At 39.5% G+C, this 26,505-nt stretch carries 13 protein-coding genes; 6 read left to right on the plus strand and 7 right to left on the minus strand.

Features of this window, described 5'->3' with window-relative positions; all coding sequences use genetic code 11:
* Positions 1 to 26: 26 nt before the first annotated feature.
* The gene (locus tag ASF92_RS05530; RefSeq protein ID WP_056088932.1) at positions 27 to 1,757 is read right to left on the minus strand and encodes a RagB/SusD family nutrient uptake outer membrane protein; all 1,731 of its coding nucleotides are present in this window, start codon (positions 1,755 to 1,757) and stop codon (positions 27 to 29) included.
* 10 nt (positions 1,758 to 1,767) lie between these two features.
* Positions 1,768 to 4,755 carry a SusC/RagA family TonB-linked outer membrane protein gene (locus tag ASF92_RS05535; protein ID WP_056088936.1) on the minus strand — a complete coding sequence of 996 codons (2,988 nt, stop codon included), beginning with the start codon at positions 4,753 to 4,755 and terminating at the stop codon, positions 1,768 to 1,770.
* Between the two features lie 633 nt (positions 4,756 to 5,388).
* Here ASF92_RS05535 and ASF92_RS05540 point away from each other — a divergent pair.
* Positions 5,389 to 7,002, plus strand: coding sequence for a DUF6377 domain-containing protein (locus tag ASF92_RS05540; RefSeq protein ID WP_056088940.1), 1,614 nt, complete (start codon positions 5,389 to 5,391; stop codon positions 7,000 to 7,002).
* Between the two features lie 58 nt (positions 7,003 to 7,060).
* On the opposite strand, the gene ASF92_RS05545 is transcribed toward ASF92_RS05540, so the two are convergent.
* Genes ASF92_RS05545 through ASF92_RS05555 form a run of 3 tightly spaced genes read right to left on the minus strand, consistent with a single transcriptional unit; the run spans position 7,061 to position 10,860 of the window.
* Positions 7,061 to 8,044: an acyltransferase gene (locus ASF92_RS05545; RefSeq protein WP_056088943.1), complete on the minus strand. Its 984-nt coding sequence runs from the start codon at positions 8,042 to 8,044 to the stop codon at positions 7,061 to 7,063.
* A 20-nt stretch (positions 8,045 to 8,064) separates the two neighbouring features.
* A complete protein-coding gene (locus ASF92_RS05550) occupies positions 8,065 to 8,424 on the minus strand; it encodes a hypothetical protein (protein WP_056088945.1) in 360 nt (119 codons plus the stop codon).
* Positions 8,425 to 8,430: 6 nt separating this feature from the next.
* Complete coding sequence (locus tag ASF92_RS05555; protein WP_056088949.1) at positions 8,431 to 10,860, minus strand: penicillin acylase family protein; 2,430 nt, start codon at positions 10,858 to 10,860, stop codon at positions 8,431 to 8,433.
* Positions 10,861 to 11,053: 193 nt separating this feature from the next.
* On the opposite strand from ASF92_RS05555, the gene ASF92_RS05560 reads away from it, so the two are divergent.
* The 3 genes from ASF92_RS05560 (at position 11,054) to glgB (ending at position 18,675) form a co-directional block, all read left to right on the plus strand.
* Positions 11,054 to 13,987, plus strand: coding sequence for a TonB-dependent receptor (locus ASF92_RS05560; RefSeq protein ID WP_056088952.1), 2,934 nt, complete (start codon positions 11,054 to 11,056; stop codon positions 13,985 to 13,987).
* A 178-nt stretch (positions 13,988 to 14,165) separates the two neighbouring features.
* Positions 14,166 to 16,628, plus strand: a complete 2,463-nt coding sequence (locus ASF92_RS05565) for a glycoside hydrolase family 31 protein (protein ID WP_056088955.1) — start codon at positions 14,166 to 14,168, stop codon at positions 16,626 to 16,628.
* Positions 16,629 to 16,758: 130 nt separating this feature from the next.
* On the plus strand, positions 16,759 to 18,675 hold the full coding sequence (gene glgB, locus ASF92_RS05570; protein ID WP_369817083.1) for a 1,4-alpha-glucan branching protein GlgB: 1,917 nt from the start codon (positions 16,759 to 16,761) through the stop codon (positions 18,673 to 18,675).
* A 74-nt stretch (positions 18,676 to 18,749) separates the two neighbouring features.
* Here the strand turns inward: glgB and ASF92_RS05575 are convergent, their stop codons facing one another.
* Positions 18,750 to 19,022 (minus strand): hypothetical protein, encoded by a 273-nt coding sequence (locus ASF92_RS05575; RefSeq protein ID WP_056088959.1) that lies wholly within the window; start codon positions 19,020 to 19,022, stop codon positions 18,750 to 18,752.
* Positions 19,023 to 19,074: 52 nt separating this feature from the next.
* A complete protein-coding gene (locus tag ASF92_RS05580) occupies positions 19,075 to 21,261 on the minus strand; it encodes a TonB-dependent receptor domain-containing protein (protein ID WP_056088963.1) in 2,187 nt (728 codons plus the stop codon).
* A 740-nt stretch (positions 21,262 to 22,001) separates the two neighbouring features.
* On the opposite strand from ASF92_RS05580, the gene ASF92_RS05590 reads away from it, so the two are divergent.
* Together ASF92_RS05590 and ASF92_RS05595 are read left to right on the plus strand one after the other, a co-directional pair.
* The gene (locus ASF92_RS05590; protein WP_056088971.1) at positions 22,002 to 22,319 is read left to right on the plus strand and encodes an RNA polymerase sigma factor; all 318 of its coding nucleotides are present in this window, start codon (positions 22,002 to 22,004) and stop codon (positions 22,317 to 22,319) included.
* A 376-nt stretch (positions 22,320 to 22,695) separates the two neighbouring features.
* Positions 22,696 to 26,505 (plus strand): DUF11 domain-containing protein (locus ASF92_RS05595; protein WP_157263734.1); only part of this gene is annotated, 3,810 nt, incomplete at its 3' end.

Below are 26,505 nucleotides of genomic sequence, written 5' to 3' on the forward strand. Positions count from 1 at the left end.
TAATATATTTTAGAATGGCTATCAATCTAATAGCCGGGGTTTTGTTTTAGCTTAGGATTTGAACTTAGTATGTCGCGTCCTATCGGAAATATTTCGGTATGCTTATCTGCATCCGGTTTCTTATCCCACCAGGTTCCTGTATTGAAAACGCCCCAACGGATTAAATCAGTTCTGCGGCGGTTTTCACCAATAAATTCCCTTCCCCATTCGTCAAGCATTTCCTGATCGGTAAGCTGGCTGCCGGTAGGATTATATAAACTTGTCGATCCAGCCGGATAATTCCGTTGCCTTACCTGATTTAAAAGTGTGGCGGCTGCGGCTTTATCACCAGCGCGGTACCTGCATTCTGCAAGGGTGTAATAAACTTCCGTAAGTCTGATTTCAGCATATGCAGAAGTTATCCTATTTGGATCAGGCGTTGGATACAACGGGTACTTTACTAAAAATATGCCCGAATTGTGATCTGCATGGTTCATGTTCGATTCTTTGTCGGCAATTTTAACGCCTGGTTTAGTGCCCAGGAAATAGCCGACCTGATCTCTGATAAAAAGTGCGTACGGACCTTTATTTCCTCTAACGGTATCCGGTCTGACTACACCATTTACAGTTTTATTATATGGAAGATAGCCATATAAAAACATACCTTCACGTTTGCTGTCGCCAAGATTTTTATATTTTTTCAAGCGGAGATCGTCAGGGTATTTTTGGAATTTAACAAACGGTTTTCCAAGTGTATGGGTATATTCAACACTGTCTACATCCCTGCCTGGTTGCAATGCAAAGCGTGGATTAGATTGTCCAAAATCTGTGAAGCCACAGTAAAGTGGAGCTGCATCGTAGGTCAGTCCCCAGAAGAACATACCGCTGTCGTATTGCCAATGTGTTCTGGCTAAAGTTCCGGGAAACCCATAAATAACCTCTGAATTAAGATTTTTATTGGTATAATCAAAAGGAGCGTCCCATCTCGAATCCAGTACATAAGCGCCGTATTTGCCGGCAATGATGTCGCGGCATATTGCCTCGCATTCTGTATATTTATCTGTTCCGATATACACCTTTGCATTTAGATACAACCTGGACAGCAAAGTAGCAGCAGCTGCCTTTGTCCACCTTCCAATGCCATTTGCACCAAGTTGTTCACGAGTCGGAAGCGATGGTATAGCGGCTTTGAGCTCTGATTCGATATAATTGAAAGTTTCCTGTGGTGTCGCCTGAGTGCCGCCTTGTGTTGTACTTTTAACATCCGTTACGATTTCTATATTACGGTAAAAATCGAAGGCCCGTAAATAAAACCAGGCACGAAGTGTTCTGAGCTCCGCTTTAAAATCATTAAGTTCATCCGTTGTGATACTAAGCTTTGCAGGGTCGGTAATGCCTTCCATATCCTGAAGGGAGTTGGTAGAAAGTACAATGCCCTGATAAAAATTTCTCCAGGCACCGTTGGTAAAACCGTCTTGCGGGGTCCAGGTATGATAATGCATGCGTTGATAGTACCCACCATCCTGCCAGTCGCCCTGACGATTATAGGTGCCCATTTCATCACTGCTGTCTTCACCAACAGCATAAACATCATTTCCCTGGATACTCCAGTAAGCATGTTCGAAAGGACGCAAAAAATCTCTGATTACATCATCTCTTCGGGTAAGGAAATTTGCCGCATCTACCCGGTCATAAACCTGTTCGTCTAATTTTGTACATCCTGTAACTGCGAATAGTAAGCACAGTATACCGCTGATAATTAATTTATAATTTTTCATTTTTCTTACTTTAAAAAGTTGCCTGTAAACCAAAGATTAGCTGAAGCGTTGATGGATAATAATTAAGTGATGTATTAACACCTGGCGTAAGCCCATTTACCTGAACAGATTCAGGATCGCCACCGGTGAATTTGGTAAAGGTGTGGAGGTTTCTACCGGCAGCATACACCCTAACCGATTTGAGATATTTTGTTGTCAAGGGTTGTCTATAGCCAAGCGAGACATTATCTATCTTCAAGAACGAGCCGTTTTCAAGAAAATAATCAGAAGCAATTGACGTCGTAGCGTTGCTCTTCAAGAGCGAATATTTGCTAGAACTGTCGTAAGCTGATTTTAGCACGTTTGCATCACTTTGACTAGACGGGGTGCCGATATAAAATGCGGTCGTATTAAAGATTTTATAGCCAAATGTACCACGAAGAAAAATGCCTAGATCAAAGCGTTTATACCTGAAATTATTGCCGAGTGAACCCATAAATCTAGGTAAGCCATTGCCAACAAATTGCTTATCGTCATTCGAAGCAAGATTGGCCTGAACAACGGAACCATCAGCCTTATACACAAGAAGGGCTCCGGCATCATTCACACCTGCCGACCGAAGTGTATAGAATTCACCAATGCTATGACCTTCCTGAATCCGTTGAATGTTTCCCGGCGATCCCGGAGCCGGAAGTCCGGCCACATCCTGAAAAGTACCGCCTTTATAGATTTCGTTCGAAAACGAAATAAACTTATTGCGGTTATGTGCGAAAGTAAGGTTAACATTATAGCTAAAGTCCTTTGCTTTTACCACTTCGGCTGTCAAGGCTAACTCTAAACCCGAATTTTTCATCGTTCCAACATTGGTGAAGGTTGTGGATTGCGTATTCGGGGGTACAGGAACATTGTAGTTGCCCAGCAAATCTTTATTGGTTCTCATGTAATAATCTAAGGAACCACTAATGCGATTATTGAATAACGAAAAATCTAGCCCCACATTTAAGTTTTCTGATTTCTCCCAGCTTAAATCCGGGTTGACATTTGATGACGGTCCATAAACCTGGTAATATTGACCGTTATAGGGAAAGTAACCTGCACCACCATATAATAGTAGTGACAAATAGTTTCCAAAATCCTGATTTCCGGTAATTCCGAAATCTCCACGAAGTTTCAGATCACTTACCCAAGGCACAGATTTTTGGAAAAATTCCTCTTCAGAAATTCGCCATGCGGCAGAAACAGCAGGAAAATTACCCCATTTATTGTTCGCTCCGAATTTTGACGATCCTTCACGCCTCAAGCTGGCGGTTAAGATGTATTTGTTATCGAAGTCGTAGTTAACCCTCCCGAAAAAAGAAATCAACGTCGAACCGTTTTGCGTGGAAGCAACCGCAGATTGTCCTTGTCCTGCTGCGCCACCATTATATAGTCCTGAACCAAGATTATTCCATAGGTAAGTATCGAATGGAAAATCGTAATTCTGGGCATACATCCGCTTGAAGTTGTAAAGCGAGTAAGAATACCCGCCCAGAAGTTTGATGTGGTTTTTACCAATGTTCGCCGCATAGTTTCCCGTCCATTCAATATTTTTCTGGTCATTTTCCTGCTGTTCCTGCGATGCAAAATTCGTCTGGGTAATTTTATTGGCCTGAACAATTGACGATAATGTTGAAGGTTGAAAATAAAAATTCTTAGCTGACCGGCTTATTTCTGAAAGTGTCACCGTTGTACTCAAATTTGAAAGAATGTTCATCTTTAATGAACCATTTATATCCAACTCCTTGATTTCGGCTTCGGATTTAAGAACGTTTGCATTCTCTACCGGATTATTGGAGAAAAAACCAGTGTTTATGTAATTGTATTTACCTGCACTATTAAAAATGGGGTAAGTGGGATTCAGCGTAAGTGCGTTATTAAAATTGCCCTGGTCGGAATTGTTGCTTTTCATATACCTTGGAGCCGCGGTTAGTGTTGCCACAAACATGTTATTGTCTGTTGTGTGGTTTAGGGATATTCTGGTGCCATATTCCCGTTTATGTGCTCGAAGATCAATCCCATCCGCATCACGATAATCTCCGGATGCGAAGTAATTTGTTTTGGCAGAACCGCCGGAGAATTGCACTGTGTGCTTTTGCGAAAATGCTGGCGAATTGGTAACCTCATCGAGCCAATCTGTTCTTCCTTTATAATCCTGTCCTTGTTTGTTTGCAACTCTGTTGGCAATAAATTCATCCGTGGTCAGATTTTTAAGCGTGTTTGTAATGTAATCAAAACTCGCATAACCATCATAAAACATTTGAGATTGAACACCTCCTTTCTTCGTCGTGATGATAATTACACCATTGCTCCCCCTTGTACCGTAAATTGCGGAGGCAGCACCGCCCTTTAAAACATCAATACTTTCAATATCATTCTGGTTGATGTTGTCGATATTTCCTCCAGGTACACCATTAATTACATAAAGTGGACCTAAACCAGCACTTCGTGATGAAACGCCCCTCAGCTGTATATTTGGACTGGAATTTGGATCTGCCATAGCTGTATTCGTGATGTTCAAACCTGCAACCTTTCCCTGAAGCGACATCAATGGGTTATTTGATGCAACTGGCAGCAAATCTTTTGAAGAAATGTGCGTGATTGCGCTTGAAACTTCACGCTTGTCTAAGGTTCCGTAGCCTACACTCACTACGACAACATCTTTAAGGTTATTTGAGGTCGAACTGAGAAACGCGTTAATAATGTTAGCCTCTGTTACAGGCATTGTTTTCGGCTGATAGCCGATGTATGAAAACGTAATTGATTTAATGTTTGAAGGAATGGATATGGTATATTTCCCCTGCGCATTGGTAGATGTACTTGATGATTTGGCATTGTCTGCTACAGTAACACCTGATAAAGGTGAACCATCTGCCTCATCAGTTACGGTTCCGGAAATGACTCTGTTTTGCGCTTTTGCAGAGAAAGTTGCCATACAAAGAAGTGAGCAAAAGCTTAGTGATAGTAAAAAATTCCTGTACATATAATTTTTTTAAGTAGTTCTTGTTAGTTGAAATAAATTATTGGACCGCATTTAATAGCGGAAAGAATTTTCCGGTTTGAATACGGAAGGATTGGCTAAGGTGGTTTTCTCCTGCTCATACAATAAGATTTTTTGACAAAGCAGGCCGCTAAAAGGATTTACTAAATTAGTGCAGACAGCCATTTTTATCAATGGTTTTCTATTTGGTTAAATGTTTTTCGATTATCCGGATCGGTTTTAATTATCGAATCATCTAAATTATCATTGCTTTTATTGTAAAAGCATCACTTTGAACTCACAGAGAAAAATATATAATAAAAAAAGAGCTTTTTTTAATTTAAGTAACTTTATATCAGTGTATTATAAAAAAATTGTTGAATTAAAATATAAACGATTTAAGGTCGATATCTAAGTTTAAACAGGCAAAACTATCGGTTTCAATTACCTATTGTTGCCTTTTATAGATTTATGTAGTATGAAAAAATTGCTTAAATGCCATAGTTTGTTTAGCGTTGGACTGGGCGAGCTAAAAAGTACCAGATGCAACGAAAACAGCTTTGTTTAACTGCAGAAAATAAAAGCCTTTTTTGATGTATAAATAGTATTATTTTTGAGTTACCCTATCTACCAGAGATGAAATTTTTAATTGTAAACCTGTTTTTGTTTTTTGCCGTTTCAAATCTTCATGCAAATACCCACAAGGACAGTTTACTTGTCAAACTAAAGAAGGAGATCCAAAACAAATCAATTTACGATAAGCAAAAGCTTTTAAGAATTGAGGAAGTCAAGTTGGGTTTCAAACAAAAACAAACTGACCATTTTAATACATTTCTTCAACTTTTCAACGAATACGAGTATTATAAGTTTGATTCAGCTTATTATTATGGAAAAAAGTTGCTTCAGGAGGGCATCAGAATTAATAATAAAAAGAAAATTAATGAAAGTAAAGTTAAACTGGCCTCACTGTTATTGCATGCCGGCATGTTTAAAGAAACATTCGATTATCTGAAAGAAATCAACTCTTCTGTACTTGATAAAAAATATAAATATGAGTATTATTGTTTGAAGTCTGGTGCATATTCTAATCTTGCCATTTACAACAATGATCCAAACTTTACCCGACCTTATAATCAGAGGGCCGTCGAGTATTTAGATTCTGCTATTTCACAGTGTGAACCAAATACATTCGATCTGCTTTTTACTTTAGGTAACCGGCAAGTGGTGGGTGGGATGGTAAATAAGTCGCCTACGTTTTTCCTGGAAATACTAAAAAAATATGAATTAACTGCACATCAACGGGCGCGGTTACTTACTGCACTCGCCGCGTTCTATCAGGATGAGTCACAGGATGATCAGCGCATAGCCCTTCTGGCCGAATCTGCCATCTGGGATATCAGATCTTCAACAAGAGAAACACTGGCGACGCTTTTACTCGCAGAAGACTTGTTTAGGCACGGAGACCTGGATAATGCCTATATTTTTATAAAGAATTCCCGGGACGATGCCGGATTTTATGGAAACAGACTTAGAAAACTTAAAATTGAATCAATTTTGCCTGATATAGCCGCCCAGGTGGATATGGTTGCCCAAAAGGCCAATAATAAACTGATGTTTTATTTCCTCGCCACGGCGATGATTACTGTTATTGTTTTACTTATATCCTTTGTAATCTTCATCCAGCTCAAGAAGCTAAGGGTTAAAGAAAGAATTATCGAAGAGAAGAATAACGAATTGAAAGTGATTAATGAACAACTTTTATTTATCAATGACAAGCTAAGGGAATATGCTACTGTAAATGAAAAGTATATCGGTTATTTTTTCGATGTTATTTCAGGTTATATTCTAAAATTAGATCGTTTAAAGAAAAACGTAGAGCGAAAAATCCTCGCGAAAAGATTTGGAGAAGTGCTCCCGGCTTTACATGACATCGATATAAAAAAGGAACGTGAGACTTTGTTTAATACATTCGATAGCGTTTTCATCAGCATATTTCCCAATTTTGTTGAGGTTTTCAATTCCCTGCTCAACCAGGAAGATCAAATTTGGCCAAAAGCGCCCGAGTTGTTAAACACCGATTTAAGAATATTTGCCTTAATGAGGTTAGGTATTAAAGACGTTCAGGCAATTGCAACCATTTTAGAATATTCTGTAAACACAATTTACGTATATAAAATGCGGATTAAAGCTAAAGCATTTGTTTCCGGAGATGAGTTCGATGCTAGAATTATGGCCGTAAAGGCAATTTAGGCACCTATTGGTCCGACAACGCATTTGTTCAAATATTAAAGAATAAGGCACAATAGATTTATTGCACCAATAGATTACAGCCTCTTATATCGGCATTGTCAAAACGGCCCAAAACTTCAAAGCTACCATCCATGTTTACTTTGCCCAAATCCTGTGTGGCTATAAACGAGCATGAATTTGCATTGGCCAGGTCGATTACATTGATTCCACCTGTTTTGCCATGCGCAATTAAACTCAGTGGGTCGTTCGTATCCCTGATTAAAATCCGCATCCAGTATGGACAGTTGAAAATGCCATCTCCCAGGGAATAAGCCTGCGATAAGAGTTCAGTCATGCCGTATTCGCTATGAATAGAATTGATTCCGAAACCTTTTTTCAACTTTTCATGTAGCTCTTCACGAACCATTTCCTTACGTTTACCTTTCATTCCACCGGTTTCCATCACAACTAAACCTGGAAAATCTACATGATGGGTTTCGATGAAATCCAGCAAAGCATAAGTTACGCCAATCAAAACTGTTTTTTGATTTTTTGATTTTAGTTCACGGAGCGTTTTAAAAAGTTCATCATGGTTATACAAAAAGTAACCACTGTCAGGATGCTTACTTTTTTCAATCAAATCATTAACCATATAAATTAAGGATGAGCCAGCCCTTTGTTGATAAGATGGGAGCAAAGCCAGAAAGCAGTAGTCTTCTATGTTTCCATAAAACTGGTTAAATGCCTGCAGGTAACTTTGTTCGTAAAGTTTTACGTCGGTGACATGATGACTGCTTTGAACCATTCCGGTTGTTCCGGAACTGCTAAAAGTTATTTGACTAGGTTCTTCATTACTTAAAACCGAATGCGTTTTGAAAAAGCCTATGGGTAAAAAAGGGATCTGGTGCAAGCTGTTTACTTCATCAATGTCGATATGCAAGTGATGAATATATGCCGCATAAACAGCACAATGAGTAGCCTGATGCCTGAATATTTCTAAAGCCAGCGTTTCAAATTCCCGGGCATTTTGTATCGAAAAGATATTTTCTGTTGTAAAATTCACGAAAGCAAAAGTACAAAGGCTTATGCTAATTTTTCGTCAGTTTTTTTAACCAGCATTGCCTTGCGGAACTGGTAGCCGCAATAACCACTTATTCCGGCGGCAAGACCACTCAGTAAGCCGGTTACAAATAACAGAATCCACCAGATTTTTACGCCAGTCATTATTGCAACTCTTGTTGCGAGTACATTGTCATTTGGCAAACTTTTAAATAAAGCGTAACCTATCCAAAGTAAAAATATTGCGAAAAAAGGCTGCCAGAAAGCGATTTTTCCGGTTTTACCGATTATCCCGCATGTAGCAAAGGAGATAATAATAATCACCCACCAGGGTGCGATCATTTGCAGTAAAAAACAAATTATTAATATAACTATGAAAACCATTTTTCGTTATTTAGAAATTTTTAAACGGGATATAATTGTGCCCGATTTATCATCAGGAGATTGCATATAAAATAAATCATAAAGTTTACCATTTGCCCAGGTATCTATCATGTTGTCGTAAAACTTACTACCCGGATTTCCAGATTGGCCGCCGGGATAAACGCCGTGGCCTTTAGGCGTTTTACCCAGTTCGATAACCATTCGCCATGAAGGGCCATTTGTTTCGCTAATGGCATTAATGGTACTTTTAGCACCACCAATCTGCAAAACTTTAGAACCAAAACCAGGTATTTTTGCAAGGTGTGGCACATTGGTTTGTTTAACATTTGCCCAGTTCCAATCTTTATTGATGGGTCCGAACCTGCGTTCGAGACTATCGCAACTAAATTTAAAGGCTTCATTTACCAAATCAGAAAGTGTTTCTTTTGCAGGTGTTTTTACATTATCGAACCATTTTGCGACAGGATCTTTCAAAATCATTTCAACCGTTCGATCCCTTGATGGGTAGCGCATTGGAATGCCTTCCACTTCAAATTCATCATTCCAGATGTCAAAACTCAGTCTCTTAGTCCAGATTTCAAAAACGCTGGCCGCTATTTTATTTGCGTCATACCTTTTATCCCATTTAGAAAGGTAGCTCAAAGCTTCTTTTTGTGTTGCATTAAGCTTTTCAAAGTCAACTAAGGGCATTAGTACGGGCAAAAGATTTTGAGCCATAATGCTGTAATTATCTGTTTGCATCAGTCTGATGCTATCGGAGGTTGCTTTATTCATTACACCCAGTCTATCGTTGATGCGTTTACCACGTTCGTAGGGAGCAAACTCCCAATTGATATAATAAGGGTAGGTGTTATCGGTTGAGGATTGGTTTGCGGAACTCACAAAACCTCTCGAAGGGTTTTTAACCGTTGGATTCTGTTCCGATGGAATCCAGCCCTGCCAATCGTAGGCTCGATCGGTACCATCAAGGATAAATTTTCCCTGATCTTTCCATTTTAAAGGAAACTTACCATTCGGCGTTATTGCGATGTCATTCTCCACACTGGCGAATACAAAATTTTGTGCCGGAGCAGTATAAAAGGTTAATGCTTTTCTGTAATCACTATAATTTTTGCCACGGTTTAAATAATAAAAAGTCATTAATTCATTCGATTCATCGTGAGCAATCCATCTTAATGCATCACCAACAGGAACATTATTTGCCCTGCCATACTTTGGCTTCTGAAAATAGACAACCGGACCGTGATGGGTATAATAAACGGTATCAACTTCATCTTTACTGCCACGGATTTTTATTGTTTCCAGTCTGCTTTTGGTGGGTTTCCATGCATTGTTATACCAATATTCTTTATGCGTATTGTCTTTAAATTTAATCTGATAAAAATCGAGTACATCTGCAGCAACATTCGTTACGCCCCAGGCAATGCGCCCGTTAAAGCCAATAATTACACCGGGAGCGCCGGGAAGCGAAACGCCATAGGTATTCACGCCAGGTGCATGAAGCTGAATCTGATACCAGATTGATGGGAGCGTTAAATCCAGGTGTGGATCGTTAGCAAGAATGGGATAACCTGATGCTGTTTTGGCTCCTGATAATGCCCAGTTATTACTGCCTATGCCCTCAATTTTTTCTGTTGTTTTTACCTCGCCGGTTTGGACTTTAGTAAAGGATTGAGGTGTTTTTGGAATTGGCAAGGGGCTGAAGTCCCATTTTGTGCCAACAGGAATAATGGGATCTTCCCGGAAAGGGTAGTCTGGGAAGAGATCTTTGGTAACATCAGGACCAAATTTTTTCATAATGTTGGTCATATAAAATTCATCAGAACCCATTGCTAATACGGCAGACATTTGTTTTAACAAAAGGGCACACTTTACGGGCGTCCAGTTTTCTGGTTTAAAATCTAAAATTTTATATTCTATCGGATAGTTTGCGTGTGAAAGTGTCTTTATATAGGCATTAATTCCATCTGTGTAAGCCAAAATCATTTCTTTTGCCTTTGGATCAGCCATCATGCCCTTTAATGAATTTTCAGCGCCATACACCATACCCATTCTACGCTGGTACCGGTCTACCTCAATGGCTTTATCACCAACAACTTCACTTATCCTGCCCGCTGCAAACCGGGTTTGAAAATCCATTTGCCATAAACGGTGCATTGCGGTTACGTAACCTTGAGCAAGATAAAGATCATGATCGTTTTTAGCGAAAATATGCGGAATCATTCTGTCATCGAAATCGATTTCTATATCGTCTATTGCACCTTTTATTTTAGCCTTATGATTAAATATAAAATGGTTATTTTCGGCATTTTGCCAGAAGCCCATAAAAGGATTCAGGAATTTAAGAAGGGGTGGCGTACTGCCAATTTTAGTGTTAAAAAGAAATGCAATCGCGATCGGGATTATTATGCAGAAGAGCGCTTTGAGTTTGTTCATAAATGGTTAGCTAAAAATCAACATTCATAGATTATCTGCTGAACGATATTACTGCAAAATACAACAATCATGAAAGCAATCAAAATTTAAATTGAATTGTGATTATTATGCTGACATAATTTGCTTAATTCGAAAAAAGGATTTAAGTTTAACTCACTATTAAAGTAAACTAACCAAAAATTAATACTTATTTATGAGCAAAATCTTTACACAGATCTTCTTTGTGTTTGTTCTTGTATTTGTAACCCGTGTTACGGTGCAAGCTCAAAACATAACGGTAAGCGGTACCGTCAGAGATAGGCAAACAAAAGAGCCCTTAGTGGGCGTAACTGTTACCGTTAAGGGACAGTCCGGCGGCGCGGCAACAAATTCAAACGGCGCATTCAGTTTTAATGCTCCTTCAAAATTACCCTTTACTTTAGTAAGTAGTTATGTCGGTTACGGGACTGTTGAGCAGTCAGTTACAGGAAGTGCAAGTGGAATTATTGTAGAATTGGAGGCCGTAGCAATATTGGGTGGCGATGTGGTTGTTTCTGCATCAAGAACACCGGAACGTATTTTAGAATCGCCGGTTTCCATTGAACGCATGAGCGCTGCATCGATTAGAGAAATAGCGGCCCCGTCTTTTTACGATGCTTTGAATAATATGAAAGGCGTAGAAAGTAGTATGCAAAGTTTGACTTTTAAATCAATTAATACCCGGGGTTTTAATTCGAATGGTAATACGCGCTTTAACCAATACATCGATGGAATGGACAATCAGGCTCCTGGTTTGAATTTTTCCGTAGGTAATATTGTTGGTATTACCGAATTAGATGTTGATAATGTTGAACTTTTGCCGGGTGCATCATCTGCTTTATATGGTGCTGGTGGTATTAACGGAACTTTGTTGATGACCTCTAAAGATCCATTTAAATATAAAGGCGCGAGTTTTCAATATAAAACTGGCATAAACCATGTTAATGATGATAACAGCAGTGTTCAGCCCTTCAATCAGCTAGACGTACGCTTAGCCAAATCATGGAATAATAAGTTTGGTGTAAAGGCTGCGTTTTCCTTTTTGCAGGCAAAAGACTGGTTTGGGAATAACTATTCCAATTTCGACAGGGTTTCAAGGACTGTCAAATCCGGTGATAGAAACAGTGATACCAATTATGATGGTGTGAATGTTTATGGAGATGAAGTGAGTCAGAATATGAGAAATGTGGCTTTGAGCGTTCAAAATGCGACCATCTCCGGCATCAATGCGGGTTCGGGTGGCGCAATACCTAATATTAAAGCTTTAATGGACGGCGCTTTTGGAACTGCGATTCCGAATGCAACACAACAAGCAGGGTTTTTAGCCGGTTTGCCTGCAGCTTTGCGTCCGGCTGTTCAAAATTACCTTCCATTTTATGTCGGTTTAAAAGCCAATTTAATTCCTGATCAAAATGTATCAAGAACGGGTTACAATGAGGTCAACCTGGTCGATTACGATACGAAATCACTTAAAGCATCCGGCGCGGTTTACTACAACATCAGCAGTACTGTTCAGGCTGTTGCACAAGCAAACTGGGGTACGGGAACTTCGGTTTACACCGGATCAGACCGTTATTCGCTCCGTAATTTTAACATTGGCCAATATAAACTGGAAGTAAAAGGACAGGATTTTTATGTAAAAGGCTATACTACGCAAGAACGATCAGGAGATTCTTATATTTCATCTATCCTGGGAAGCTACATCAATGAAGTTTCTAAGCCCTCCACAACATGGTTTCCGCAGTATATTGGCAATTACGTAGGCGCGCGGGCTGCCGGGCAAGGTGATGTAGCTGCGCATACATTTGCACGTGGTGTCGCCAATCAGGGTCGTTTCGAACCAGGTTCACCACAGTTCGCAAACGCAATGAATACCATCATGAACACAACCATCAGTGCAACATCAATTAATGCTGCAGATCCGACGAAAAGTATTTATGGAGCTAAGTTTGATGATAAAAGTAATTTATACCATTATGAAGGTATGTACAACTTTACCAATGCCTTTAATAATGTTGTCGAGTTTCAGTTGGGTGCATCCTACCGCCTTTATGATTTGAATTCCGCGGGAACAATTTTTAATGACTTAAACGAATCCATAGATATTAATGAATATGGAGCCTTTGCACAGATAGGTAAAAAAATGTTCAATGATAAAGTGAAGTTCACTTTTGCAGGAAGATTTGATAAGAGCATGAATTTTGAAGGACGCTTTACGCCACGGATTACCGGAGTTTTCACTGTTGCGAAAAATAATAACATCAGGGCATCCTACCAAACAGGTTACCGCAACCCGACCACTCAAAATCAATATATAGATTTATCAGTAGGCGGTGGATCGCAACGCCTAATCGGTGGTTTGCCTGAAATTATGTTTGGAAAGTATAATCTGAATACCAACAAAGCATTTACTGATGTAAGTTACCGTGCTTTCCTGGCATCAGCAGCAACAGGTACACCAAATCCGGCTCTATTACAGCAATATACATTTGACTCAAAAGGTGTTCGTCCGGAAAGCGTCCAATCGTACGAATTAGGCTATAAAGGCTTAATTACATCAAACCTATTAATTGATGCCTACGGTTACTATAACGTTTATAAAGATTTTATCACAGCGGTAGATGTTTATCAAAATGTTGGTACAGCATCAAGTCCTACTTTCGTAAAGTTTGGTGTTCCAGTTAATGCCGAAGGAGAGGTAAATTCTTATGGGGCAGCTTTGGGTTTAGATTATTTAATTAACAAATGGAACTTAAGCGGAAACGTATCATACAACCGGATTGGAGACCTTCCGGTCAACTACATAAATGATTTCAATACACCAAAAGTTCGTTTTAACCTGGGCTTGGGCAACAAAGAAATTATCAAAAATGTTGGGTTTAATGTATCCTATCGCTGGCAGGATAGATTTTATTGGAATTCATCCTTTACTTCAGGTGAGGTGCCATCATACAGTACATTGGATGCCCAGGTTAACCTGAAAATACCATCAGTAAATTCAGTTATAAAGTTGGGGGGCTCAAACGTGCTGAACAAATACTACATAACGTCTTATGGCAACCCGGCAGCGGGTGCTATCTATTACCTGGCATTTTCATTTAATCCGTAACCAGGTTTAATTAATTCTTCAACAGAATAAAATAAAGTCTTAAGAATTTTGAAGACCTTCTGAATTAAATCAGAAGGTTTTTTTGTGAACATGAGTTCCCTTTTGTAAAATATGCGTATTATAGTGCCTTCTTAACGAGCATTATTTTAAGGAAATCGAATTAATTTGAATTATTAGGATGGAAGCGCAAAACGATAAGCCAGACACGGCCAGTGAGCTGATTGAAAAAGAACAGGAAATACAACACCTGAATAATCCTGTTGATATATCTGTAAAGCCGATTGTAAAGCAATACTTAGGTGAAGTTAAAAAAGTAAAAAAGGAAGGAAACAGGTTTTACTTTTCTGATGGCGATGCAAGGGTAGAAATCCGGGTGGTAAGCGATGAGATTATTCGTGTCCGTTTGGCTCCACATGGCGTTTTTCTTGATGATTTTTCTTACGCTGTTCCGGAAGTTGATCAGAAAGTTTCTGTATTCAATATGCAGGAACACGAAGATCACTATACTGTTTCTACAAACGCTGTAACGTGTAAGATTGAAAAAGCTAATTTCCATATCTCGTTTTCGGACGTCATTACCGGCACTTTAATGGTGGATGAGGCAAATTCCATGCACTGGGAAGAAAATACCGATTTTGGAGGCTATTATATTTTCGCTACCAAAAAATGCCATCCTGAAGAAAATTTTTTCGGCCTCGGAGATAAATCAGGGAATTTTAATTTACGTGGCCGGAGGTTTCAAAACTGGAATACCGATGCGTATTCCTTCGGATGGAACCAGGATCCGCTTTACCGGACCATCCCGTTCTACATCGGGCTGCATAATAAAGCGGCCTATGGCATTTTCTTCGACAATACTTTTAAGTCTTATTTCGATTTTGGTTCTGAAGATGTTGGTAAAACCAGTTTCTGGTCAGACGGTGGGGAATTACAATATTATTATATCCACGGACCCCATATGATGGACGTGGTTAAACGTTATGCAAGCTTAACAGGCACACATCCTATGCCGCCGAAGTGGACTTTAGGCTATCAGCAATGCCGCTGGAGTTATTATCCGGAATCAAAAGTTAAAGAAATTGCGAAGCAGTTCCGCGAACGTAAAATTCCTTGTGATGCGATATACCTGGATATTGATTATATGGACGGTTATCGATGTTTTACCTGGAATAAAAAATATTTTCCAGACCCCCGGAGAATGATTAAAGAACTTTCTGACGATGGTTTTAAAACCGTTGTGATGATTGATCCAGGAATTAAGGTCGATGACGATTACTGGGTTTTTAAAGAAGGTAAAGAAAAAAGATTTTTCTGCCGCCGAAGTGATGATTACTATATGGAAGGGCATGTATGGCCAGGAAGATGCCAGTTCCCTGATTTTACAAATCCAAAAGTTCGCAGCTGGTGGGGTAATTTGTACAAAGAATTAGTGGATATGGGTGTTGCTGGTTTTTGGAATGATATGAATGAACCTGCTGTTTTCGGCTCAGGAACTTTCCCTAATGATGTGCGCCATAATTACGACGGTTTCCGTGGTTCGCACCGCAAAGCACATAATGTTTATGGTATGCAGATGGTGCGTTCAACTTACGAGGGCCTGAAAAAATTAATGCGTAACAAACGCCCATTTACCATTACCCGTGCTGGTTATTCCGGTATGCAGCGATACGCGAGTGTGTGGACAGGTGATAACCTCGCAAGCTGGGAACACTTGAAAATGGGCAACATTCAATGTCAGCGTTTATCGGTTTCCGGTGTGCCATTTTGCGGTACAGATATTGGCGGTTTTAGTGGCGAACCGGACGGTGAATTATTTACCAGATGGATACAACTGGGTACGTTTTCGCCTTTTATGAGGGCCCATTCCGCAGGCGACACTGCAGAAAGGGAGCCCTGGAGTTTTGGTGATTTTTTTGAAAACATCAATCGTAAATTTATTGAGCTGCGGTACCGGTTAATGCCTTATTTATATTCTGTTTTTTGGGAACACCATCGCTATGGATTTCCGATTTTAAGGCCTCTAGTAATGCTTGAACAGGATAACATAAGCAATCATTTCCGTCAGGATGAATTTTGTTACGGCGATAAGTTACTTATATGTCCGGTTTTAGAGCAGGGTGCTGTGTCGAGAATGGTTTACCTCCCAAAAGGAACCTGGTATAATTTCTGGACAAACGAGGTTTTAGCCGGAGAAAGTGAACATCTTGTTGAAGCAAAGATAGACAGTATGCCTATGTTCGTCAGAGCTGGCTCGGTAATTCCGGAATACCCGGTGATGCAATATGTGGATGAAAAAGCAATCACAGAAGTAACATTGAATATTTATAACAGCGACTATGAGGTAAATTCATTCATGTATGAAGACCATGGTGATACATTCGCTTACGAACAGGATATTTACCTGGAGAAAAAGTTTACTGTAAAGGGCGATTCTTCGTTAATTAGAATAAATCAGCTTACTGAAGGCCTGTATACCCCAAATTATGAGTTTTATGCTTGTAATGTGTTTGGAGTTAATTTCCAGGTTAAAAGGGTAGTTGCCGATGGCCGGGAAGTGTCGAATTTCGATATCGACGATAAAGGCTGTCTGCATTTTCAATGTAATAAGGTTTTCTCTGAAATACAGATTTTTGGTGTTTAAAACACTAACCCCGAAAACTTTCAACGGTTTTCGGGGGTTAAATACTTAACCAAAAATAAACATGTCAGCAGCAAAAAAAATACCGGCTAAATCATTTGATAAAAACAGGATAAAAGCAGTTGCGCCCATAATGGATGCACCATCGCCTGTATGGAAATATAGTTTATTCACTGACTTTGATATTGATTTATTTTTGGTTGGTAAACATTTTCGTTTATACGAGAAGATGGGTGCGCATTTGCTTACTGTTGAGCAAACTACCGGAGCCTATTTATCTGTCTGGGCACCGAATGCGATTAAAGTTGGCGTAGTTGGCGATTTTAATAACTGGGATGCAAACTCACACGTGCTGAATAAAAGGGAAGACAAATCAGGGATTTGGGAAGGATTTATTCCTGGCCTCAAAAAAGGTGATGTATACAAATATTTTGTTAAGGGCTTCGATGAATCAGAGCATTTAAAAGGTGATCCTTATGCGGTGCGTTGGGAACATCCGCCGCAAACGGCCAGTATTATCTGGGATACCGACTACAGCTGGAAAGATAAATCCTGGTTGAACAAGCGGCCGAAACTTAATGCACTTAATCAGCCGATTGCGGTTTACGAATTACATTTAGGGTCATGGCAGCGTGATCCGGATAACCCGGAAAGGGTACTCAATTGCAGGGAAGTAACTAAGGCATTGATTCCATACGTAACCGAAATGGGTTTTACTCATGTAGAACTGATGCCTGTCATGGAATTTCCCTTTTTTCCAAGTTGGGGCTATCAGATAACCGGTTATTTCGGTGCGAGTTCCCGTTATGGTTCACCGCAGGATTTGATGTTTTTGATAGAAGAATTGCATAAGGCTAACGTCGCGGTTATCCTCGACTGGGTACCTTCTCATTTTCCCGGCGACAGGCACGGCTTATATGAGTTTGACGGTACTCATTTGTATGAACATGCGGATATGAAAAAAGGGTTTCATCCGGATTGGAAATCTTATATCTTCAACTACGACAGGAACGAAGTTCGTTCTTTTCTAATTAGTAATGCTTTATTCTGGTTAGATAAGTACCATGCAGATGGATTACGCGTTGATGCAGTGGCCTCTATGTTGTACTTTAATTTTTCACGTGAAGGCGCCGACGCCGCAACCAATGAATACGGAGGCAGTGAAAATCTCGGCGCCATCCAGTTTCTGCAGGATTTGAATGTTGCTGTATATGGCAATTTCAAAGGCGTACAAACTATAGCGGAAGAAAGCAGCACCTATCACGGTGTAACACATCCTGTGCATTCCGGTGGATTGGGCTTTGGCATGAAGTGGATGATGGGCTGGATGAATGATACTTTGAAGTATTTTAAAGTAGATCCTCTGGCTAGAAAACACCATCAAAACCAACTCAGTTTTAGCATGACCTATGCTTTTACAGAAAATTTTATGCTGCCTTTTTCACATGACGAGGTCGTGCATGGTAAATCGCCCATGCTTTATAAAATGCCTGGTGATGACTGGCAAAAGTTCGCAAATCTTCGGGCACTTTATGCCTACATGTATACCCACCCAGGTGCAAAACTTTTATTTATGGGTAACGAATTTGGCGATACAAGTGAATGGAATTTTACACAATCGCTAAACTGGCACTTGTTACAATACCCGCCACATAAAGGCATGCAGGAAACCGTTAAAGCACTCAATTTTTTATATAGAAAGGAACCCGCTTTATACCATTTCAACTTTAGTTATGAAGGTTTTGAGTGGATTGACGCCGATAACCGGGATGAATCGGTATTTGTTTATATGCGTAAAGGACCAAAGGCAAAAGATACCTTAATTATCGCATTAAATTTGACTCCGGTTGTGCGCGAAACTTATAAAATCGGTGTTCCGTTTAAAACCAAGTGGAAAGAATTGTTTAACAGCGATGATATTGTGTACTATGGTAGTGGAATCAATAATAAAGGTGATATCGTTCCGGCTCAGGAAGGTTATAACAATCAGAAGTTTTCAATTTCAGTAAACTTGCCGCCTTTGGCTGTTATTATTTTTAAGAGCAAGTAAGCAACGATTAATCTATAACAAAGAAGCGAAAACCTAAGGTTTTCGCTTCTTTGTTTCAAGGTTCCAGGAATTAATTATTCATCCTCATCATCGTTTTCGAACTCTTCATTTAATAAAGTACCTTCCCCGTCGGCATACTCAACTTCATCTTCTGAATAAGTACTATCATCATTTTCATCTTCATCATCCTCCGGACCGGGTTCTGCATCTGTTGTTTCGGTGGCATTAGATTCAAAACTGTCTTGAGGGCCTGATCGCTCTACCTGAAATTGTTCAATGTTAGGTATCGTCTCCTCTTCCTGTAACGATTTATTTTCTTCATTTAAATTATAATCCTCGTTTTCCATAGCTAAATAATTTTATTACTTAAACAAGAGAAAATCTGATTCGGTTTTTAATTTATAATTTGAGTTTAATGCCTGCATTAAAAGTCCTGCCTTCGGTATGTGTCCAGATATCATCAAAAGTAGGGTTGTTATGTGGGCCGTTGACAACACTTTTGTACCGGCTCTGCCTGGTATCTGTAAAGTTTTCGGCATTAATAAAAACAGCTATCTTTCCAAAGACTTTTTCTGCCATAAAACCAAACTCCCAATAGGAAGGCGTAAGGAAATCATTATATAGATATTGCCTGTCAGTAAAATAGCCTTCCAGTCCGAGTTTGAAATTTTTCTCTTTTTCATACAATAACGCCAGATTTAACCTGTTTTTAGGTAACAAACGTATGTCTTCTATTCCAGGTAGATACTTAGCCTTCGCATTTGTATAGGTGTAACCCGCAAACAGTTTGAAATTTTCTTTAAAAATAAATTTAGCATTGGTTTCAAACCCTGCACTATTTACAGGTTGGATAGTATTGGTGAAATAAAAATCAGACAGTTCATCCTGTAGTAAAATTGTACTATTGCTAATCCGGGTATAAAAAAACATCTGATTAAAGCTAATTACCCAATCTTTACCGATAAGGGTTTTGTAATTAACATCGGCTGTACCGCCGTAACTTCTTTCGGATGTTACATCTTTTAAAGGCAATAAGTTCCGGTATTGGAATGTTTCAGTTTGTTCCGTAAAGAGTGTTGGTGTTTTATAACCTAAACCTCCTCCAATTCTTGAACTCCACTTATCATTAAATTTATATAACGCAGAAATCCTTGGCAGAACAAAGAAGTCCGTTTTGTTGTAAAAATTATTGTAATAATTGACTAAGTCAGCCCTGATACCACTTTCAAATTTTAATTTTTCGGAAGCATCCCAGGTTTGCTGGACATATAAGCCTGCAGTTTTAGTATTAAAATCCTTGGCTAAAGAGGGGTTGTTCTCTTCCTTGAACTTATCATACACCAGGTTTGCTCCAAAAATCAAGCTTTGTTTATTTAAGTTCTTTAAATAACTGATGTCGGTGTAAACATTATAATTTATGCCTCCGAAATTGTAGGAAGGAATATCTATACTGCGTTTAAAATAGTTAAAGCTTGTTTTAACACGCAACAAATCCATTTCTCCTGATTTTAAACTTAAATCTAGTGTTGATGTGTTCCTTACACTCTTATTATTTTCAAAATAGCTATGATTCTGATTCGCACCATCTTGTATAAGAACGATATCGCCTCCGGTTCTATCGCTTTTTGTAAAAGAATTTCCGATTATGATGCTTGTTTTTTCGTTAGGATAAATGAATAATTTCGGATGAATGGTGAAATCTTTTGATTTAGGCAACTCTGTGAAATCATCTTTATCTACATCATAGGGTTTTTGAAAGTTCGTCAAGGCAAGCAGGCTGTAGCCGATATACTTATTTCTTTTCATCAAAAACCCTCCGATGTTAGTTTGTCCAACGTTGGATTGATTTAAGATGAAGTTATAATCTCCTTTTTCACGTGGCGTGCGTGATATAAAATTTACAACGCCAGCAATCGCCCCGGCTCCGTAAAGGGTTGATGCTGGTCCTTTAATAATTTCAACCTGACTCAAATCAAGAGGAGGAATTTCCAGGATACTTAAGCCGCTTGCGAAATTCCCAAAACTTGCATAGCCATCTTTAAGTAATTGTGTGTAACGGCCATCTAAACCTTGTATTCTGATGCTTGAGTTTCCGCTTGTTGCGGAGGTCTGCTGTACAGAAATTCCAGTACTTTCATGGAGAATCATGGAAACGTTTGCCGGGCGCATATTGCTTTTTTCATCAATTTCTTCCAGTTCAATTGTTTCTACCCGGGTTGGCGTATTTTGAATCGTACGGCTTGTCCTTGTTGATGAAATAATAACTTCTTCAAGTTGATCTTCAGATACCTTCAAAAAAACGGTTAACGGAGCCAATTGACTCACAGGAAAATCCAAGGAAATTGTCAGGCTTTGGTATCCGATATGATTAATTTTTAAAACCTGTTTTCCAGCAGGAACATTGTCTATCGTAGCTAAGCCTGAGGGATTGGAACGAGTTATTAAGTTTGTTCCCGCGATATTTACGGTGGCGCCCGCCAGTTCTTTTTTTGTTTCTTCTGATTTAATTAAAATTTTAAAACTGTTTTGCGCATGGGCATTCGCTATGCACAATGCTGTGCACAACATTAAAAATATTTTCTGCATTTTAATCTATTGAAATGAATGATTGATTAATAATTTCTTATTATCCGATGGTATTCATTTTCAACTTGGGCGGTTGCCATATCGATTCTAAAAAGCCGGTCGTGAAAGCAGATTTATAGCCTGGCTTAATTTGTCTGCATGTTTCCGGCATCTTCGCATCTTGCAATGAATGCTTTATTGTAACCAGCAAGGGTTGTCCACAGCAGTTGCAAGTACAAAGCGGAGAACAATTATCTGCATCCACAGCGCGCTTATTATTCTCAACCGAAATAGAAAGCTGAATTTCATTACCTGGCTGTACGGCAAAATCCTCGCAACTAATGCAGGATAAAAACAATATACAAATACTTAATGACCAGATAAAAATTTTCATTTCGATACAAATGTACAATCTGTATGAGGTAATTTACAATTTAAGTTGTCAATTATGAGGCTATATGAAAAAGATTTACGTCGGCTCATTAACGAATTGTATTTCGATACGTCGTCATTCGCAATTTGATTGAGAATCCTAATGCAAATCGCTTTAAGATTAGCTTCGCTGAGCAATCGTGGTTCCCGCCTGCGAGAGATCCAATAGCTATTAAATGACGGGAAACAAAATAAAATTCTGAATTCAAAGCTAATTAACTTTTGAAAGGGCCTGTTTTGAATCATTTTAAGGGTATTCCCAATGGTTGTTTGCTTTATTAAACAATTTTCTTATATCTGTGTTGCTGATCAATGTATAACCTGATATAATGCAGCCGGCAATTTTTAGTAATCAAATTTTAGAGGAACCTACACCGAATACCTGGATATCTGTACAGGAAATTTGTTTAAATAAACTGAGATGTCGTGATAAAATGGCATTTAGGATGCTCTATCAATTATATTCACCTGCTATATATGGTCTTATTTTACGCAAATTAAACGATAAGGGTGATTGTGATCTGGCACTGGAACAAACTTTTGTTCAGGCGTGGAGTAGTGTAGAGAATTATGATGATACTAAATGTAGTTTGTTTACCTGGCTGAGTCGCTTGGCGAATAAGGAATGCCAAGATATACAGCTTTAATTGTAATCAACTATGGATTGGGTTTCGTGTAAAATTTTCAAATCCTGCCGAATTCGATTTTCGGTTTTATTTTTTAAATAATAAGTTTTGATAATCAGTAAGTTACACTCAGAAAATTCACGATTTTGTTGTGTAATTGTAGTATTAATAATACTTTTTTAGATTTTTACTGAAAGTGAATTATTTACGCGCTTTATTAACGTCAAAAATTAGCTTTAAGTATCATTTGCCAGAATGATTTGAGTTATTTTTGATTGTTAATCTGAAGTAGATTCGTTATTTAACTGCCATCTGCTTGATTAATATACCGATAAATTTTACGTTTTAGTTATTGCTTTACAAATAGTGATGTTGATTTTTAGTGTTATAAGCGCTGATGAATAATAATTTTATAAGGATTTCGGTTTTTATTTTCCTTGTTTTTCTGGCTGGGGTTTTACACGCAGGCAATCCTGCTGTTAGCCACAACAATCAGGCTATAGGAGTAATTAAACCCGTTAATTATAAATTACCATCAGCAAGTGTTTTGTATTCAAGCACTTATACGAATTTTAAAAGAATTTTTCGAGGCAGTCCTACTGCGCCGCCAGTATATTCTAAACATTATATTGCTCCGGCACCTTGGCAATATTGGAGTAAGGCCAACCAGATAATAATAACCACAGAAAGCACCACAACAGTTACAGGCAAAATTACTAAAAGTGATGGAAGCTTGCTATATAATTTCACTTGCGTAGCTGGCTCACCGTATGTCAATAGATTTACCGGGTTACCAAGTGCGCTTGCTATTCATCCCCTAAATACGGCAATAAATGGGGCGGGGGTTATTGTAACCGCTGATGCATCTATTTCCGTAAATTTAAGAAACATTGCCTCTGATGATCTCGGCAGTGATGGAAATGACGCCAACATTAAAGGAAATGCTTCATTATTCAGTTTTGGTGATGCTGGTGTGGGAACATCTTTCAGGGTCGGCTATTATCGAGACGGAGATTTGGCTGGCAGTGAACGGCCGACGTATAGTATAATGGCAATTGATGACAATACTATTATCAAAATTGGGGGTGTTGCGGTGACTACTTTGAATCAAGGTCAGAGTTACTTGTTTCAAAGGCCTGTTGGAACGCTTGTTGAATCTTCAGGACCTGCTGTTATGAATACTTCTGCGAGGCTTGATGCCCCGGGTGGTTGTGGCGATGGAGCGTACAATCCAATTCCTCCAGTTTCTTCATTAGGTGCTGAATATGTTATTGTAAGGGGAGAGGGCAACACGATTGCCGAACAGACAACGATTGTTAGTACAGAACCCAATACGACAATTCGAGTTGAATTTTTTGATGAAAACGGTACCCAAAAAAGTTTTCAAAATATAACACTTACCTCAGCAGGTGCATTTAAAACCTTCAATCATGGATGGATTAATGGAAATTACAATTCGAACACAAATACAGGTCGATTTTCCTCATCAAGAATAGTTTCTGATAAAAATATCCTGGTCTTCTCCGGAACAGGTGGTGTATCTGGCGGTGGTGGATGTGAAGTCGATATCGCCACACTTGTGCCAATTGCTTACTGCTCAGGATCCAGGCAAGTGGAAACCTATAAGTTCACCTCCTATAAAGATGGCAATCTTCCTTATTTCGGATATATTATAACAAAGAATACGGATAAAATTTATTTAACCACAAAAGGAGCAACCGTCTATAGTTCAAAGGATATCGAGTCTATATCGGGGATAGGTTTACGGAAACCATTGGGAAGTTCCGGATTGTACCTGATTAAATTCACGGATGCTAATATTGGTTTTCCGAATGTACTTACAATCAACAGTGATAGCCGGCTCACCGTTTCGATGGTTCAGCAAAGTAGCGACTTTTCCATGTCGAACTTCATTTCAAGATTTCCGGAAAAAGCCTTACAACCCAGTGTAGATCTAACGAACTGTGCTGCTGCAAAATTAACTGCCGATGCTTCCAGTAGTGGCCCTTACAAATGGTATTTAAATGGAATTGAAATATCGGGTGCCACCAGCAACACATATACGGCAACTGTTTCAGGAAATTATACCGTGAGTTCTAATTTAGAATGTGGCTTAAGTGCCCAATCACTGCCTTTAATCATTTCACTTTGTAATATAGACCGGGCGATAGAAAAAACGGTTAATATACCCTTACCTGAACTAGGCGAAACGGTAACTTTTAAGCTTACTGCCAGAAATTTAGGCGCAGGTAATGCAATCGGTGTTTCTGTGAACGATAAATTACCGACAGATTACCAATACGTATCGCATCGCACCACTACAGGGAGCTACAATTCATCAACAGGTGTCTGGACTATTGGCGATTTAGCAAGCGGCGCCAGCAGCGTACTGGAAATTGAGGCTAAAGTGTTGACTGTTGGAAGACATACAAATACTGCAACCATTACAGGAACACAACCGGATGCGAGCCCAACAAATGACATAGGAACAGCATCTACAAACACAGAATTAGGAGTAGTTACATTAATATCTGAGGCGCCCGATAGATCAGTTTGCGCAGGTACGCCCATTCAGGAAATTGTGTATTCAATAGGTGGCGGAGCATCAGGCGTAACGGTAACGAATCTTCCTGCCGGTTTTACACCTAATTATAATTCAACGACAAAGGAACTTAAAATAACCGGTTCTTCAACTACACCTACCGATCCGGCAGGTGTTATTTACACAGTAACCACCACAGGAGGTATACCCGTTTCTAAAACCGGCAAAATTATTATAAAAGCAGATGTCAGTAGTCCTGTTTTCGCAAGCAATTTAACCACATCCAGATGCGTAGGGTCTGGAAGCGACACTTATGTTGCTACGGCGCAAAATAGTGAAGGTGTTCTTTATGAATTGACGCCGGCCGCTGCGGGTTCGATTGATCGCACCACGGGTTTAGTCGCCTGGTCGCCGTTATATGAGGGCGAAGCCACGGTTACCGCCATAGCCACTGGGTGTAGTGAAAAGCGCTCGGAACTCAAAGTTATAGTTAATCCTATTCCTGAAATGCCCGGCGTTGACAATTTAAGCTATTGCCAGAACGAAACAAATATCCCGGCATTAACGGCTACTAAAGCATCGGACGCAACATTAATTTGGTATGATGAAGCGGGAACTTTACTTTTATCCGCACCTATTCCTTCAACTGCTGCTGTAGGTGAGCTTAAATTTTATGTAAGCCAGAAAAATACGCAAGGTTGCGAAGGACCAAAAGCTTTGTTTACGATTACTATAAATGCCTTACCATTAGCTCCTGTAACCGAACACCTAACTTATTGCCAGAACGAGCAGAATATCCCTGCACTGACAGCGACTGGTTCAAGCCTAACCTGGTATGATGCGAATGGTGATAAACTTAATGCTGCTCCAACACCTTCTACTTTATCAGCGGGGGAAACGAAATACTACGTGACCCAGAAAAATGCAGAAGGTTGCGAAGGGCCAAAAGCAGAACTGAAAGTAACCGTAATTGCCTTACCATTAGCTCCTGTAACCGAACACCTAACTTATTGCCAGAACGAGCAGAATATCCCTGCATTAACAGCGACTGGTTCAAGCCTAACCTGGTATGATGCGAATGGTGATAAACTTAATGCTGCTCCAACACCTTCTACTTTATCAGCGGGSGAAACGAAATACTACGTGACCCAGAAAAATGCRGAAGGTTGCGAAGGRCCRAAAGCAGAACTTAAAGTCACCGTAATCGGCTTACCAGCCGCTCCTGTAACCGCAYATCTAAGCTATTGCCAGAACGAGCAGAATATCCCTGCACTGACAGCGACTGGTTCAAGCCTAACCTGGTATGATGCGAATGGTACTAAACTTTCTGCTGCCTTACCAGCCGCTCCTGTAACCGCATATCTAAGCTATTGCCAGAACGAGCAGAATATCCCTGCACTGACAGCGACTGGTTCAAGCCTAACCTGGTATGAYGCGAATGSTACTAAACTTTCTGCTGCTCCAACACCTTCTACTTTATCAGCGGGCGAAACGAAATACTACGTGACCCAGAAAAAYGCAGAAGGTTGCGAAGGACCRAAAGCAGAACTTAAAGTCAYCGTAATCGGCTTACCATTAGCTCCTGTAACCGAACACCTAACTTATTGCCAGAACGAGCAGAATATCCCWGCATTAACAGCGGCCGGTTCAAACCTAACCTGGTAT

Source organism: Pedobacter sp. Leaf176 (genome assembly GCF_001424305.1).
Taxonomy (GTDB): Bacteria; Bacteroidota; Bacteroidia; order Sphingobacteriales; family Sphingobacteriaceae; genus Pedobacter.